Origin of the sequence: Wenzhouxiangella sp. XN24 (genome assembly GCF_011064545.1) — a bacterium.
GTDB lineage: Bacteria > Pseudomonadota > Gammaproteobacteria > Steroidobacterales > XN24 > XN24.
Map to the genome: position 1 here is coordinate 1 of NZ_JAAMFG010000028.1, position 15,020 is coordinate 15,020.

Here is a 15,020-nt window from a genome sequence, read left to right on the forward strand (position 1 = left end):
AACGCCTGAGTTAAGCCGACCCGCGAAGCGGGTTCGGCTTTAATGAACTGTTAGGCGGCGGCGTACGACTAACGACGACGGCGCGTGCCGCGGGATCATTCGCTTGTTTCAACAAGACAAACCCCACCTTCGTGCAGGAACGCGACAGCATCATCTCTCTTCAAGCAGTCCTGCTCAGAAAGGCCTGAAATGCGCTGAGCAGCACATTGGTCGTAATAAGCCCAACAAGCGAGCAGGTCATCGTTAAGTATGACAAAAGCTTTAGGCAGTATCCCAAGCAAAGCGAAAGTGCCTGCTGCGATTAAAATGCGTCGCGTACGTCTCAGCTTATAGGCAGCCAGATAAGCTAGCCCACTAAGGACAGCCGCAAGAAGCAGAAAGCCAAACATTTCGCCGCCTAACGCAAAGTCCAAGAACTAAACGCCGCAAAATATTGCCGCACTTTCACCAGATAACACCATGCAGCTATCCCTAACATCATGATTTCATTCACCATTGAAATTCATATGCTACGCATAACTTGGGCGCAGTTATGCTCTCGAACAGCATCTACGCCAAGCCCTGACCCAACGTTTCCGCAGAAACGTGGCCACTGCACCCGACGCTCCAACCGTCCCCGCTAACTCTTCTTCGCGCGCTTCTTCGGCAGGTACAAATCGGTCAGCGTTCCTTCGAACGCCTCGGCGGCCATCGCCACGCTTTCCGACAGGGTCGGATGCGGATGGACGGTCAGGCCGATGTCGGCGGCGTCGCAGCCCATCTCGATGGCCAGCGCTGTTTCCGAGATCAGGTCGCCGGCATTGGTGCCGACGATGCCGGCGCCGAGCAGGTGGCCGCTCTCGGGTGAGAACAACAGCTTGGTGAAACCTTCCTCGCGGCCGATGGCGAGCGAGCGGCCGGACGCGGCCCAGGGGAACACGCCTTTTTCGTACTCGACGCCCTCGGCCTTCGCCTGGTCCTCGGTGAGGCCGACCCAGGCGATCTCGGGATCCGTGTAGGCGACCGACGGGATCACGCGCGCATCGAAGGCGCTCTTCTCGCCGCAGGCAACCTCGGCGGCGACCTTGCCTTCATGCGTCGCCTTGTGGGCCAGCATGGGCTGTCCCACGATGTCGCCGATCGCGAAGATGTGTTCGACGTTGGTGCGCTGCTGCTTGTCGACGGGGATGAAGCCACGCTCGACCATCACGCCGGCCGCATTGCCGTCGATGACTTCGCCGTTCGGCCGGCGGCCCACCGCCACCAGCACGCGGTCGTAGGTCACGGGCTTGTCCGGCGCGTTTTTGCCCTCGAAGCTGACCTTGATGCCGCTCTTGAGCGCCTTCATTTCGGTGACCTTCGTCCCCGTCATGATCGCTTCGTAGCGCGCCTTGATGCGCTTCTCCAGCGGCCGCACCAGGTCGCGGTCGCAGCCCGGCATCAGCGTATCGGTCAGCTCGACCACGCTCACTTTCACGCCGAGCGCGTCGTACACGCAGGCCATCTCGAGCCCGATGATGCCGCCGCCGATCACCAGCATCCGCTGCGGCAGCTCCTCGAGCGCCAGCGCGCCGGTCGAGTCCATCACGCGCGGGTCGTCCGGCATGTCGGGCAGGGCCATGGACTCCGAGCCGGCGGCGATGATGCACTGGCGGAAGCTCAATTCCTGTCCGCCGTCGGGTCCGTCGAGCTTGATGGTGTGCGGCCCGGTGAACTTCGCGGAGCCGCGCAGCACCTTCACCTTGCGCTGCTTCGCGATGGTGTCGAGGCCCTTGGTCAGCCGCCCCACGACGCCGCCCTTCCAGTTGCGCAGCTTGTCGAGCTCGATCTTCGGTGCGCCGAACACGATGCCGTGCTCGGACATGTGCGCGGCTTCCTCGATCACCGCCGCGGCGTGCAGCAGGGCTTTCGACGGGATACAGCCGACGTTCAGGCACACACCCCCGAGCGTGTCCCAGCGCTCCACCAGCGTGACGTCACGCCCGAGGTCGGCGGCGCGGAAGGCGGCCGTGTAGCCGCCGGGACCCGCACCGAGCACCAGCAGGTCGGCGTCGTAGTCACGCTGCGGCTCGGACGATGCGGACGAGGCAGCAGACGATGCGGCGGCCACCTCAGAGGCGTCTTCCTTCTTGTTCCTCTCGCTCTTCTCGGCCTTCTCGGTCTTATCCGCCTTGTCGCCCCTCCCGTCCTTCTCGACCTTATCCTCCTCCGCGCCCTCAGCGCTCTCCGCGCGACCTTCTTCCTCCGCTTCCACCAGCGCAATCACGTCGCCTTCAGACACCCGGTCGCCCGTGCTCACCTTGAGCTCCGCGATGCGCCCGCCGAACGGCGCCGGCACGTCCATGGACGCCTTGTCGGTTTCAAGCGTCAGGAGCGCATCCTCCGCCGCGACGGTATCGCCCGCCGACACCAGGACCTCGATCACCTCGACGTCCTTGAAGTCGCCGATATCGGGAACCCGGATTTCTTTCTTTTCACTCATCGCAAGCGCTTCCCTGGCGCCGGCTCTCAGGCCAGCAGCCGATCGACATCGGAGAGGATTTCCGCGAGGTAGCGGGTGAAGCGCACCGCGGCCGCGCCGTCGATCACGCGGTGGTCGTAGGACAGCGACAACGGCAGCATCAGCCGGGGCACGAACTCGCCGTCGCTCCAGACCGGCTGCATGGCGTGGCGCGACACGCCGAGAATCGCGACCTCGGGGGCGTTGATGATCGGCGTGAAGAAGGTCCCGCCCCGGCTGCCGAGGCTCGAGATCGTGAAGTTCCCCCCCTGCATGTCGGCGCTGCTGAGCTTGCCGTCGCGCGCCTTGACCGACAGCTCGCCGAGTTCACGCGCGACCTGGAACAGGCTCTTGCCTTCCACGCCACGGATCACCGGCACCACCAGCCCGCCCGGCGTGTCCACGGCGAAACCGATGTTGTAGTAGTGCTTGACGATGAGCTGCTGCCCGTCGGGATGCAGCGAGGCATTGAACTGCGGGAACTCGCGCAGCGCCTTGACGCAGGCGCGGATGATGAACGCCAGGGGCGTCAGCTTCGCGCCTTCCTTCTCCGCATCCGCCTTGAGGTTCTTGCGCGCGCGCTCGGTCTCGGTGATGTCCGCCTCGTCGAATTGCGTGACGTGCGGCAGGTTCACCCACGAGGCATGCAGTCGCGGACCGGCGATCCGCTGGACCCGAGACAACCCCTTGAGCTCGGTGTGACCGAACTTGGTGAAGTCGATTTCCGGCACCTCGGGCAGGGCTGCGCCGGCGGCCGGGCGGTCCTCCTTCTGCAGCGCCTTTTTCACCCAGACCTTCACGTCTTCGTGGGTGATCCGCCCCTTCACGCCGCTGCCCGATACGCGCCCCAGGTCGACGCCCATCTCGCGCGCGAACTTCCGCACCGAAGGCCCGGCATGCACGTGGGCCGGCGTGCCCTCCGGCAACGGCGGCGCCGCGGGCAGGCCTTCCGACTCGCGCTTCTTCGGCGCCGCCTCGCTCTTGTCGGCGGGCTTGGGCTCCGCCTTCTGCTCGCTCTCTTTCTCGCTCTTTTTCCCCGCCTCTTGTTCCGGCTTCTTCTCCGCGGTCTCCTCGGGCTTCTCGCCGTCGCCGTCGCCGTCGCTTTCCAGCAACAGCACCACGTCGCCGGCCGAGACGCGATCGCCCTTACCCACCTTGAGCTCGACGACCCGGCCCGCCGCCGAGGACGGCACGTCCATGGACGCCTTGTCGGTCTCGATGGTGATCAGCGGATCTTCGACCGCCACCGCGTCGCCCTTCTGCACATGGACCTCGATGATCTCGACGTCTTCGAAATCGCCGATGTCGGGAACGCGTACCTCGTTCTTGTTCGCCACGTCGGTTCCCCTACAGGTCCACGGGATCGGGTTTCTGCGGATCGATGCCGTATTTCTCGATCGCCTTGCTCGCCGCGCCGGCGTCCAGCTTGCCGTCGGCCGCGAGCGCCGCCAGCGTCGCCGCGACGATGTAGCGCCTGTCCACCTCGAAATGATCGCGCAACGCCGCGCGGGCATCGCTGCGGCCGAAGCCGTCGGTGCCGAGCGTGACGTAACGACCGGGGACCCACTCGCGCACCTGGTCCGGCACGGCGGTCATGTAATCCGTCGCCGCGACGAACGGCCCCTCGCGTCCCTCCAGGCACTGCTCGACGAAGCACTTCTCCGGCGCCTCTTCAGGGTGCAGCCGGTTGCGACGCGTCACCGACAACGCATCGCGGCGCAACTCGTTGAAGCTCGTCACGCTCCACACGTCGGCATCCACGCCGTGCTCCTCGGCCAGCATGTCGGCGGCGCCGAGCACCTCGCGAAGAATCGTGCCCGAGCCGAACAGCTGGACCCGGGGGCGCTTCTTCTTGCCTTCACCGGCATTGCGCAACTCGTACATGCCCTTGAGCACGCCCTCGTGCGACTCCGGCGGCAACGCGGGGTGGCGGTAGTTCTCGTTCATGCAGGTGATGTAATAGAAGATCCGCTCCTGGTCCACGAACATGCGCTGCAGCCCGTCGTGCACGATCACCGCCAGCTCGCCGGCATAAGCCGGGTCGTAGGAGCGGCAGTTCGGGACCGTGGACGACAGCAGGTGGCTGTGGCCGTCCTGGTGCTGCAGGCCCTCGCCGGCCAGCGTGGTCCGCCCCGCCGTTCCGCCGATGAGGAAACCGCGCGCCTGCGAATCGCCGGCCGCCCAGATGAAGTCGCCGACGCGCTGGAAGCCGAACATCGAGTAGAAGAGATAGAACGGCACCATGTTCACGCCGTGGTTGGCGTAGGCCGTGCCCGCCGCGGTCCAGGCACACAGCGCACCCGCCTCGTCGATGCCCAGCTGCAGGATCTGCCCGGTCTTGTCTTCCTTGTAATAACTCAGCGTGTCGGAGTCCTGCGGCGTGTAGAGCTGGCCTTCGCGCGACCAGATGCCGAACTGGCGGAACATGCCTTCCATGCCGAAGGTGCGCGCTTCGTCGGGCACGATGGGCACCACGTTCTTGCCGATCAGCTTGTCGCGGCACAGGGCGGTGAGCATGCGCACCATCGCCATGGTGGTGGAGATCTCGCGCTCCCCGCTACCCTCGAGCTGGCCCTTGAAGACTTCCTCGAGCTTCGGCAGGCGCAGGGCCTCGGCCTTGGTGATCCGGCGCGGGAGATAGCCGCCGAGCGCCTTGCGCCTTTCCTTCAGGTAGCGGGTCTCCGGGCTGTCGTCGGCCGGCTTGCGGAAGGGCACGTCCTTGATCTCCTCGTCGGAGATCGGCAGGTCGAAGCGGTCGCGGAAGGCACGCAGATCCTTTTCGTCGAGCTTCTTCTGCTGGTGGGCGATCATCCGGCCCTCGCCGGCTGCGCCCATGCCATAACCCTTGACCGTCTTGGCGAGAATCACCACCGGACGGCCCTCGGTCTCCACCGCTTCCTTGTAGGCGGCATAGACCTTGCCGCGGCTGTGCCCGCCGCGGTTCAGGTTCCAGATCTCGTCGTCCGACATGTTGGCGACCATCGCCTTCAGTTCGGGGTACTTGCCGAAGAAATGCTCGCGCACGAAGGCGCCGTCCTTCGACTTGAAATTCTGGTAATCGCCATCGACGCATTCCTCCATGCGCTTGCGCAAGAGGCCCTTGTCGTCGCGCGCCAGCAACGCGTCCCAGCCATGGCCCCAGATGACCTTGATGACCTTCCAGCCGGCACCCTGGAACGCGGCCTCGAGTTCCTGGATGATCTTGCCGTTGCCGCGCACCGGGCCGTCGAGACGCTGCAGGTTGCAGTTGATGACGAACACCAGGTTGTCGAGGCCCTCGCGTACCGGCAGGCCGATCTCGCCCATCGACTCGGGCTCGTCCATTTCGCCGTCGCCCATGAAGGCCCAGACCTTGCGGTCCGAAGGTTCCACGAGGCCCCGATGCTCGAGGTACTTGGTGAACTTCGCCTGGAAGATCGCCTGCATCGGCCCGAGGCCCATCGACACCGTGGGGAACTGCCAGTAGTCCGGCATCAGCCAGGGGTGCGGGTAGGACGACAGCCCGCCGCTGACTTCCTGGCGGAACTTGAGCAGGTCCTCTTCGCCGAGCCGGCCCTCGAGGAACGAGCGCGCGTAGATGCCTGGTGACGAGTGGCCCTGGATGAAGATCATGTCGCCGCGACTCTCTTCCGTCGCGCCGCGCCAGAAGTGCTGGAAGCCGACCTCGTAGAGCGTCAGCGAGGACGCGTAGCTCGCGATGTGGCCGCCGTATTCCGAGGACTCGCGGTTGGCGTGCACGACCATCGCCATCGCGTTCCAACGCAGCCACGCCTCGATACGTTTCTCGATGGCGCGATCGCCGGGATAGGACGGTTCGCGCGCCGGCGAGATCGTGTTGAGGTAGGCCGTGTTGGGCGTGAACGGCAGGTAGTGACCGGCGCGCCGCACATGGTCGATGAGGCGATCGACGAGCCAGTGCGCGCGCTCCCCGCCGTGCGCCTGCAGCACGGAGTCGATGGCCTCGAGCCACTCTCGTGTCCCGTCCGGATCCTCGTCGTGGAAACTCGGGTCATAAGACATTTTTCAGGGCTCCGTGGACTTGAATGCGAGGGCTGAAAAGTCGCCGTTCAGGTGAATGTTCGCGGCCTTGCTGATAGGATGTGGCCCCGCAACATAAGCTGTTGCGGGCCCGATAATCTTCGGGGCTTGCTCTTGTCGAGGTCAAGGATAACTCATGTCGAGCCTGTTGCCGGAAGGTCATCTCCCCCGCATCGCACAACGCCGTGATTCGCGGGCGCTGCCCCAACTCGACCACCTCGTCATCGTGGTTTCGACGAAAGCGGGCAAGGCCGCCTGGGCAGCGCTGCCTGCGGGCCAGGCGCTGGCCGCTGCAGCCCGGCGCCGGGAGATGACCAAGGCGGGCTCCGTGTTCACACTGCACCTGGAGGATCCCTGTGCCGTGACGGTCGGGATCGCCGATCCGGACGCCACGCCGTTCACCTGGCTCACGCTGGCCAGGAAGCTCGCCGCCGAAACACGTTCGGGCCGCCCGGCGAAAATCGGCGTGATGACCTGTGGCGCACCCGAGGACAAGGCGGCAACCTGGCTCGAGGCGGCCGTCTCCGGCCTGCTCGCCGCCGAAGCGGAGATGCCGCGCTTTCGCAGCAATGTTGAGCGGCGTGCGTCTCGCCAAGTCACGATCACGCTGCTCGACGAGGCGCCCGCGCTCGACGTGGCACGCGTGCGCGCGGAAGCGGAAGGTAACCATCTCGCGCGCTGGCTGACGGCCCTCCCCCCGAATCGCCTCGACGCGGCCGCCTATCGGGACCTGGTCGCGGAACTCGCGGACCGCGAAGGCTGGGAGTTTTCCTTCCGCGACGAGGTCGCCCTGAAGAAAGAGGGTGCGGGCGCGTTCCTCGCAGTCGCGCGCAGCAATCCGCACCGCGACGCCGGCATCGTCCGGCTGCGATACCGCCCGCCGAAGGCACCGAAGAACGCGGCGCCGATCGCGCTCGTGGGCAAGGGGATCTGCTTCGACACCGGCGGAAACAACCTGAAGCCATTCCGCAGCATGCTCGACATGCACGAGGACATGCAGGGCAGCGCCGTTGCGCTCGGCACGCTGCTGGCGCTGACGCGCATCGCCTATCCGCAGCCCGTGGACTGCTGGCTGGCGATCACGGAGAACCGGATCGGCCCGGATGCCTACAAGTCCCGCGACGTCGTCACGGCGGCGAACGGCGTGACCATCGAGGTGATCCATACGGACGCCGAGGGCCGCATGGTGCTGGCCGACACGCTGACGCTGGCCGCGCGCGCGGAGCCGGCAGTGATCATCGACTACGCGACGCTCACGGGCGCCTGCGTGGCCGCCCTGACCTACCGCTACAGCGGCGTGTTCGGCAACCGCGATGCGGTGCTGGACGTCGCGGTGACGGCCGGGCGCAGCAGCGGCGAACGTACCTGGGCCTTCCCGATGGACGAGGATTTCGACGAGGCGATCGAGAGTCGCATGGCCGACGTCATGCAGTGCTCCACGGACAACGACGGTGACCACATCCTCGCGGCGCGCTTCCTGCAACGTTTCGTGCCGCGCGAAACGCCCTGGCTCCACGTCGATCTCTCGGCAGGCCATCGCAAGGGCGGGCTGGGCCTCGCGCCGACCGCGCAGACGGGCTTCGGCGTGCGCCTGACGCTCGCCATGCTGCTGGACCACGGACTGCTGGACGCAGTGAACAGCAACGGGAGCGGAAAGCAATGAAACTGCAGATGAGGCGGCCGGACGACTGGCACCTGCACTTGCGCGACGGGGCACTGCTCTCGGCCGTGGTGCCGCACACGGCCTTGCGCTTCGCACGCGCCGTGGTCATGCCGAACCTGTCCCCACCGGTGACAACGACCGCGGCGGCGCTCGCCTACCGCGAGCGGATCCTGGCGGCCGTGCCGGCGGGGATGCGTTTCGAACCGCTCATGACGCTGTATCTCACGGACAACACGCCGCCGGAGGAGATCCGCCGCGCCGCCGCCAGTGGCGCCGTCATCGGCGTGAAACTCTACCCGGCCGGGGCGACGACGAACTCCGACTCCGGCGTGACGAATATCGCGCACTGCGCGGCGGCCATCGCCGCCATCGAGGAGACCGGCCTGGTGCTGCAGGTTCATGGCGAGGTCACCGCCGACGAGATCGACGTGTTCGACCGGGAACGGGTGTTCATCGAGAAGGTGCTCGGCCCCGTGGTGGAGCGCCACCCGAAGCTGAAAGTCGTGCTGGAGCATGTCACGACCGCCGACGGCATCGATTTCGTCAGCCAGGCGCGCCCGGGCATCGCGGCCACCATCACGCCGCAGCACATGATGCTCAACCGCAACGCGCTGTTCGCCGGCGGACTGCGGCCGCATCATTATTGCCTCCCGGTGCTCAAGGCCGAGCGCCACCGGGAAGCGGTCTGCGCGGCCGCCACCAGCGGCGACGCCCGTTTCTTCCTCGGCACCGACAGCGCCCCCCACAGCCGCAGCAGCAAGGAATCCTCCTGCGGCTGCGCCGGGATCTTTTCCGCCCCGGTCGGGATCGAGGTCTACGCGGAGGTCTTCGAGGCCGCCGGCCGGCTCGAGCGGCTGGAGGCCTTCGCCAGCGAATACGGCGCACGCTTCTACGGCCTGCCGCTCAACGACGACACCATCACCCTCGAAAAGCGCAGCTGGCGCCCGCCCGCGGAGTACGTGGCCGGCGAGGAGCGAATCGTACCGTTCCGCTCGGGCGAGCCTGTGGCGTGGAGCCTCGTGCAGGACCCTTCGTGAGCGAACGCTTCACGATGCCGGAGGCCGACGCCATGCCGCAACTGATGGCGGCGCGCTTCCGGGGCTTCCTGCCCGTCGTGGTCGACGTCGAGACGGGGGGATTCAATCCGCGCACAGATGCGTTGCTGGAGATCGCGGCGGTGCTGGTCGAGTTGCGCCCGGACGGCCTGTTCGTCCCCGGCGAGACCTGGCGCTACCACGTGAAGCCTTTCGAGGGCGCGAACATGGAACCGGCCTCGCTGGAGGTCAACGGGATCGACCCGCATCATCCCCTGCGCCCGGCGCTGCCGGAGCACGACGCCCTGCAGCGGATCTTCCGCGAGGTGCGCACGGCGGTGCGGGAGCACGACTGCACCCGCGCGATCCTCGTCGGCCATAACGCATTCTTCGACCTGCAGTTCCTGAATGCCGCCGTCGAGCGCTGCGGGATCAAGCGTAACCCCTTCCACCCCTTCTCGAGTTTCGACACGGCGACACTGGGAGGCATCGCCTACGGCCAGACAGTCCTGTCACGGATCGTGGATGCGGCCGGCCTCACCTGGGACAGCAGTTCCGCGCACTCCGCCGCCTACGATGCGCACATCACGGCCGAGGTGTTCTGCGCGATCGTCAACCAGTTCCGCGGCATTTACGAAGACACAAAAAAAGGACACCGTCCCTAGAACGGTGTCCTCGTGGCGCGCTGCGCCCGGCGCCTTGCGAGTCGGACTCAGGCCGCCGCAGTGGCCTCGTCGAGCAGCTTCTTGAGCTCGCCCGAGTGATACATCTCGACGACGATGTCGCATCCGCCGATCAGTTCGCCCTTGACGTACAGCTGCGGATAGGTCGGCCAGTTCGAATACGTCTTCAGGCCTTCCCGGATCTCGGGATCCTCGAAAATATTGAACGCGGCGAACTCGGTCCCGCAGGCCCGCAAGGCCGCCGCGACCTGTGCCGAAAAACCGCATTGCGGAAAATCGGGATTCCCCTTCATGAACAGCAACACGGGGTGAGACGCAAGCGTCTTGCTAATCCGCTCGTTGACATCTTCCATCAGCATCCTCTCCTCGTTGATCATCGTATTCGATTCACGCGCCCGGCCTAGTCTTCCGCCTTGCGCACAATCCTGATTTCGTTCTGCACCGATTTTACGCCCTCGACGGAAGCCGCGAGTCGCTCCGCCTGCTCTCGCGGCAGGCTGCTGCTCACCTCGCCGCGCAGGGTCACCACGCCCTCGTAGGTATCCACGTTGATCGCGAGGCCGTCCACGTACTTGTCGGTGATCAGGCGTGACTTCACGGCCGTGGTGATTCGTCCGTCACTCGCGATCACGCCGGGCTCGCGCTCGTCCTTGCCGATGTAGTAACCGCCGACGGCCGCTCCGCCGACAACGACGGGCACGCAGGCCGCCAGGCCCAGCGCAGCCGACAGGATGGCCACAACCGCTGCCGCTTTCATGGCGAGGGACTCCTTGCCGACGTCAGGCGAAATTCTTCGCGACGAATTCCCAGTTGACGAGCTGCCAGAAAGCCTCCAGGTACTTCGGCCGCGCATTGCGGTAATCGATGTAGTAGGCGTGCTCCCAGACGTCGCAGGTCAGGAGGGGCTTGTCGTCGCCGGTCAGCGGCGTCTCCGCGTTGCCGGTCTGCACGATCGCGAGCTTGCCGTCGGGCTTTTTCACCAGCCACGCCCAGCCGGAGCCGAACAGCGTGACGGCCTTGTCGGCAAACTGCTTGTGAAAATCGTCGAAGGAGCCGAACGCCTCGTCGATGGCCGCCGCGAGGGCGCCGCCCGGCCGGCCGCCGCCGCTCGGCGAGAGGCAATGCCAGTAAAAGGTGTGGTTCCAGACCTGGGCCGCGTTGTTGAACATCCCGCCGGAACTGCCGCGCACGATCTCTTCCAGGGAGGCGTCAGCGAATTTCGTGCCTTCGATCAGCCCATTGAGCTTTTCGACGTACGTGTTGTGATGCTTGCCATAGTGGTACTCGAGCGTCTCGCGGGAGATATGCGGCTCGAGCGCGTCCATGGCGTACGGCAGTTCGGGCAGGGTATGCGCCATTGCGGGCTCCTCCAAAAGATCGGTTGACTGCTTTTTTCCGGGGCCTGGGCCCGGAACGGTGACCCGGAAGTATAACAGAGCGCCCCGCTGCCCACGGCGAGTGAGCGGCCGTCCGAGCGGCGGGATATACTGCCGCCGCGCCTCGCGAGGAACCGGCATGCCGACGCCCCCACTGCCCCCCGATATCGTTTCCACGGTCGCGCTGGCGCTGGCCGAGGACGTCGGCGCGGGCGACGTCACCGCGGACCTGGTGCCTGCCGACGGTCATGCGCGCGCCGTGGTCGTCTGTCGCGAAGCCGCCGTGCTGTGCGGCCGCGCGTGGTTCGACGCGGTGTACGCGAAGCTCGACGAAGCGATCCGCATCGAGTGGTGCGCCGAGGACGGGGCGGACATCGACGCGGAGACGGTCGTCTGCCGGCTCGAGGGCCCGGCGCGGCCCCTGCTGACCGGGGAACGCACCGCCCTGAATTTCCTCCAGTCGCTGTCCGGCACCGCGACGGTCGCCCGCCGTTACGCCGATGCCGTCGCCGGCACCGGATGCCGCGTGCTCGACACGCGCAAGACCGTGCCCGGCCTGCGCTCCGCGCAGAAATACGCCGTGGCCTGCGGCGGCGCAACGAACCACCGTCGGGGCCTCTACGATGCCCTGCTGATCAAGGAGAATCACATCCTGGCGGCCGGCGGCATCGGCGCGGCGCTCGCCGCGGCGCGGCGGATCCATCCCGAACTCGTCGTCGAGATCGAAGTGGAATCGCTGCCGGAACTGCAGGAGGCGCTGGACGGCGGCGCCGATATCGTCATGCTCGACAATTTCGCCCTCGACGGCCTGCGCGAGGCCGTGGCGGCCCTGCGCCGGCGGCCCGACTGTCGCACGCGCCTCGAAGCTTCGGGCAATGTCGAACTCGACGGAATCCGGCAGATCGCGGCCACCGGGGTGGACTTCATATCGGTCGGCGCGCTCACCAAGCACCTGCGCGCCATCGACCTGTCGATGCGATTTCAGCTCGATTTGCCGCCTCGGGACTGAATCGGGGCTGTTGCAGCGCACTACGGTGAGCGCCCCGAACGGGTCCGGCGTCCAGCGAATTACACTATTCAATACATCGGCTTGCCACGCCGAGGCGGTCCTGCGTCGGGCATGTTTTGCGCTGCAAAAGCGTGAATCCCAACGATCGTTTGAAACGAATGCTCTATTTCCTTGCCGGACTGCGATTCCGTGGGTTATAAGCGGATGATGCAATGCGGCAGCCGTGCCGCACAGGTCCTTGCGGGCCGAGCCACCCAAGGCGGAGGAAATCATGTCTGGAATCATCTGGCTTCCGATCATCATCGTCGCATTCGGCGTCCTTGCGTACCGACGCAGCCCCCTGGCGACCTGGACCGGAGTCGCAGCCGTCCTGCTGCTCGGCGTGCAATTGACCGGCGGCGGGCTGAGCCTGTTGCCCTGGGTCGTGCTGGGCGCGGTCGGCGTGCTGCTGAATGTCAAAAGCCTGCGCCGCAGCGTGCTCGGCAAGCCGATCATGAAGTGGTTCAAATCGGTCCTCCCGCCGATGTCGTCCACCGAAAAGGACGCGATCGATGCGGGCACCGTGTGGTGGGATGCCGAGCTGTTCAGCGGGCGGCCCAACTGGAACACCCTGTTGCGCACGCCGCGCGCCGAGCTGACCGACGAGGAAAGGGCTTTCCTCGATGGCCCGGTGGAAGAACTCTGCCGCATGCTCGACGACTGGAAGATCAACCACGAGCTCAACGACCTGCCTCCCGAGGTGTGGTCTTTCCTCGGCAAGCATCGCTTCTTCGCGATGATCATTCCCAAGGAGTACGGCGGACTCGACTTCTCGGCACGCGCCCAGTCCGAAGTCGTGATGAAGATCGCCAGCCGCAGCGGCGCGGCGGCCGTCACGGTGATGGTGCCCAACTCGCTCGGCCCCGGCGAACTGCTCATGCATTACGGCACGCATGAGCAGAAGCAGCATTTCCTCCCCCGGCTCGCGCGCGGCGAGGAAATCCCCGCCTTCGCCCTCACGGGCCCGTGGGCCGGTTCGGATGCCGGTTCCATGCCGGACGCAGGGGTCGTCTGCAAGGGCGAATACAAGGGCAAGGAAGTGCTCGGCTTCCGCGTCAACTGGGCAAAGCGCTACATCACGCTCGGCCCCGTCGCCACGATCCTGGGCCTGGCCTTCAAGGCGCAGGATCCGGACGGATTGCTGGGACAGAAAAAGGACCTCGGCATCACCTGCGCCCTCATCCCGACCGACACCCCCGGCGTCGAGATCGGCCTGCGGCATGACCCCGGCGGCGCCTTCATGAACGGCCCCAACACCGGCACCGACGTCTTCGTGCCCATGGAATGGATCATCGGCGGCCAGGCCCAGGTCGGCAACGGCTGGAAGATGCTCATGGACTGCCTGTCGGTGGGCCGCGCCATCTCCCTGCCCGCGCTGGGCACGGCGGGCGGCAAGGCCGCCGCGCGCATGACGGGCGCCTACGCCCGCGTGCGACGCCAGTTCAAGATTCCGATCGGCCGCTTCGAGGGCATCGAGGAACCGCTCGCCCGGATCGGCGGCGTGACTTACCGCATGGATGCCGCGCGGGTGCTCACCGCCACGGCGCTCGATCTCGGCGGCAAGCCGTCCGTGCTCTCGGCGATCCTCAAGTACAACAACACCGAAGGCATGCGCCAGGCGATCAACGACGCCATGGACGTGCATGCCGGGCGCGCGGTCTGTCTCGGCCCCAGCAACTACCTGGCGCAGACCTACCAGACCGTCCCGGTGGCGATCACCGTCGAGGGCGCCAACATCCTCACGCGCAGCATGATCATCTTCGGCCAGGGCGCGATCCGCTGCCATCCCTACGTGCTCAAGGAGATGCTCGCCGCGGCCGACCCGGATGAACAGGCCGGTCTGAAGGCCTTCGACGACGCCTTTTTCGCCCACGTGGGGTTCACCATCAGCAATCTCGTGCGCTCGCTCGTGCTCGCCGTGACCGGCGGGCGGCTCGCGCCGGCGCCGGATCTCGGTCCCACCTCCGCCTACGCGACGCGACTCACGCGGATGAGCGCCTCCTTCGCGCTGCTCGCGGACGTCGCCATGCTCACGCTGGGCGGCGACCTGAAGCGGCGGGAGAAGATCTCCGGACGCTTCGCCGACATCCTCAGCCACCTCTACATGGCTTCGGCGGTGCTCAAGCGCTTCGAGGACGACGGCCGGCCGGAAGAGGACCTGCCGATCGTGTGCTGGGCGCTGGACGACTCGCTGGCCATCATCGAGGAGCGCCTCGACGGCATCCTGCGCAATTTCCCTGTCGCCGGTGTCGGCCCGCTGCTGCGGCCCTTCGTGCTGCCGCTGGGGCGGCGCTTCCGCGGCGCGTCCGACCGGCTCGGCCACGAGGTCGCGAAGCTGTTGCTGAGCCCCTCGGCCACGCGCGACCGCCTCACCGACGGCCTGTACATCCAGCGCAGTGAAGAGGACCCCATGGGCCTCATGGAACTGGCGCTGGAGAAAGTCATCGCGGGCGAACCGGTCGAGCGCAAGCTGGCCAAGGCCTTCGGTGCGAGCGTCAACACGGTGAACATGGAGGCGGTGCTCGAAAAGGGCATCAAGGACGGCGTCATCGACGCGGCCGAGGCCGAACTCGTGCGCGAAGCCATGGACATCACGACGCGGGCCATCGCCGTGGACGATTTCCCGGGGCTCGAAAAGAAGGACAAGACAGCCGGCCAGGAGGCCGCTTAAGGGCTGGACGTCGCCGCGCGCGGCTGCG

12 protein-coding genes are annotated in these 15,020 nt (G+C 66.3%); 5 read left to right on the top strand and 7 right to left on the bottom strand.

What is annotated here, in order from left to right:
* Positions 1-95: 95 nt before the first annotated feature.
* The 4 genes from G6032_RS04360 to aceE form a co-directional block, all read right to left on the bottom strand.
* On the bottom strand, positions 96-413 hold the full coding sequence (locus G6032_RS04360; protein WP_165280926.1) for a hypothetical protein: 318 nt from the start codon (positions 411-413) through the stop codon (positions 96-98).
* Between the two features lie 206 nt (positions 414-619).
* On the bottom strand, positions 620-2,461 hold the full coding sequence (gene lpdA / locus G6032_RS04365) for a dihydrolipoyl dehydrogenase (RefSeq protein WP_165280927.1): 1,842 nt from the start codon (positions 2,459-2,461) through the stop codon (positions 620-622).
* Between the two features lie 26 nt (positions 2,462-2,487).
* Positions 2,488-3,816 (bottom strand): dihydrolipoyllysine-residue acetyltransferase, encoded by a 1,329-nt coding sequence (locus tag G6032_RS04370; RefSeq protein WP_165280928.1) that lies wholly within the window; start codon positions 3,814-3,816, stop codon positions 2,488-2,490.
* 10 nt (positions 3,817-3,826) lie between these two features.
* Positions 3,827-6,499 carry a pyruvate dehydrogenase (acetyl-transferring), homodimeric type gene (gene aceE / locus G6032_RS04375; RefSeq protein WP_165280929.1) on the bottom strand — a complete coding sequence of 891 codons (2,673 nt, stop codon included), beginning with the start codon at positions 6,497-6,499 and terminating at the stop codon, positions 3,827-3,829.
* A 154-nt stretch (positions 6,500-6,653) separates the two neighbouring features.
* Here aceE and G6032_RS04380 point away from each other — a divergent pair, with 154 nt between their 5' ends.
* The 3 genes from G6032_RS04380 to rnt are packed head-to-tail and all read left to right on the top strand — an operon-like array spanning position 6,654 to position 9,879.
* Positions 6,654-8,180, top strand: a complete 1,527-nt coding sequence (locus tag G6032_RS04380) for a leucyl aminopeptidase family protein (protein ID WP_165280930.1) — start codon at positions 6,654-6,656, stop codon at positions 8,178-8,180.
* Positions 8,177-9,217, top strand: coding sequence for a dihydroorotase (gene pyrC, locus G6032_RS04385; protein WP_165280931.1), 1,041 nt, complete (start codon positions 8,177-8,179; stop codon positions 9,215-9,217). Before G6032_RS04380 ends, pyrC begins: the two co-directional genes overlap by 4 nt.
* A 14-nt stretch (positions 9,218-9,231) precedes the next feature.
* Positions 9,232-9,879 (top strand): ribonuclease T, encoded by a 648-nt coding sequence (gene rnt, locus G6032_RS04390; RefSeq protein ID WP_165281219.1) that lies wholly within the window; start codon positions 9,232-9,234, stop codon positions 9,877-9,879.
* 47 nt (positions 9,880-9,926) lie between these two features.
* On the opposite strand, the gene grxD is transcribed toward rnt, so the two are convergent.
* From grxD to G6032_RS04405, 3 genes are read right to left on the bottom strand one after another with little or no spacing between them, the layout of a single operon-like run.
* On the bottom strand, positions 9,927-10,250 hold the full coding sequence (gene grxD / locus G6032_RS04395) for a Grx4 family monothiol glutaredoxin (RefSeq protein ID WP_165280932.1): 324 nt from the start codon (positions 10,248-10,250) through the stop codon (positions 9,927-9,929).
* 47 nt (positions 10,251-10,297) lie between these two features.
* A complete protein-coding gene (locus G6032_RS04400) occupies positions 10,298-10,654 on the bottom strand; it encodes a BON domain-containing protein (RefSeq protein ID WP_165280933.1) in 357 nt (118 codons plus the stop codon).
* Positions 10,655-10,676: 22 nt separating this feature from the next.
* Positions 10,677-11,255 (bottom strand): Fe-Mn family superoxide dismutase, encoded by a 579-nt coding sequence (locus G6032_RS04405; RefSeq protein ID WP_165280934.1) that lies wholly within the window; start codon positions 11,253-11,255, stop codon positions 10,677-10,679.
* Positions 11,256-11,412: 157 nt separating this feature from the next.
* Between G6032_RS04405 and nadC the strand changes: the two genes are divergently transcribed.
* Positions 11,413-12,282 (top strand): carboxylating nicotinate-nucleotide diphosphorylase, encoded by an 870-nt coding sequence (nadC, locus tag G6032_RS04410; protein WP_165280935.1) that lies wholly within the window; start codon positions 11,413-11,415, stop codon positions 12,280-12,282.
* 271 nt (positions 12,283-12,553) lie between these two features.
* Positions 12,554-14,992 (top strand): acyl-CoA dehydrogenase, encoded by a 2,439-nt coding sequence (locus tag G6032_RS04415; protein ID WP_165280936.1) that lies wholly within the window; start codon positions 12,554-12,556, stop codon positions 14,990-14,992.
* Positions 14,993-15,020 lie beyond the last annotated feature (28 nt).

Bases quoted from the DNA above. Each gene is read 5' to 3' on its own strand.
- pyrC (WP_165280931.1), top strand. From the start codon at position 8,177: ATGAAACTGCAGATGAGGCGGCCGGACGACTGGCACCTGCACTTGCGC.
- rnt (WP_165281219.1), top strand. From the start codon at position 9,232: ATGCCGGAGGCCGACGCCATGCCGCAACTGATGGCGGCGCGCTTCCGG.
- nadC (WP_165280935.1), top strand. From the start codon at position 11,413: ATGCCGACGCCCCCACTGCCCCCCGATATCGTTTCCACGGTCGCGCTG.
- G6032_RS04380 (WP_165280930.1), top strand. From the start codon at position 6,654: ATGTCGAGCCTGTTGCCGGAAGGTCATCTCCCCCGCATCGCACAACGC.
- G6032_RS04400 (WP_165280933.1), bottom strand. From the start codon at position 10,654: ATGAAAGCGGCAGCGGTTGTGGCCATCCTGTCGGCTGCGCTGGGCCTG.
- G6032_RS04405 (WP_165280934.1), bottom strand. From the start codon at position 11,255: ATGGCGCATACCCTGCCCGAACTGCCGTACGCCATGGACGCGCTCGAG.
- grxD (WP_165280932.1), bottom strand. From the start codon at position 10,250: ATGGAAGATGTCAACGAGCGGATTAGCAAGACGCTTGCGTCTCACCCC.
- lpdA (WP_165280927.1), bottom strand. From the start codon at position 2,461: ATGAGTGAAAAGAAAGAAATCCGGGTTCCCGATATCGGCGACTTCAAG.
- aceE (WP_165280929.1), bottom strand. From the start codon at position 6,499: ATGTCTTATGACCCGAGTTTCCACGACGAGGATCCGGACGGGACACGA.
- G6032_RS04415 (WP_165280936.1), top strand. From the start codon at position 12,554: ATGTCTGGAATCATCTGGCTTCCGATCATCATCGTCGCATTCGGCGTC.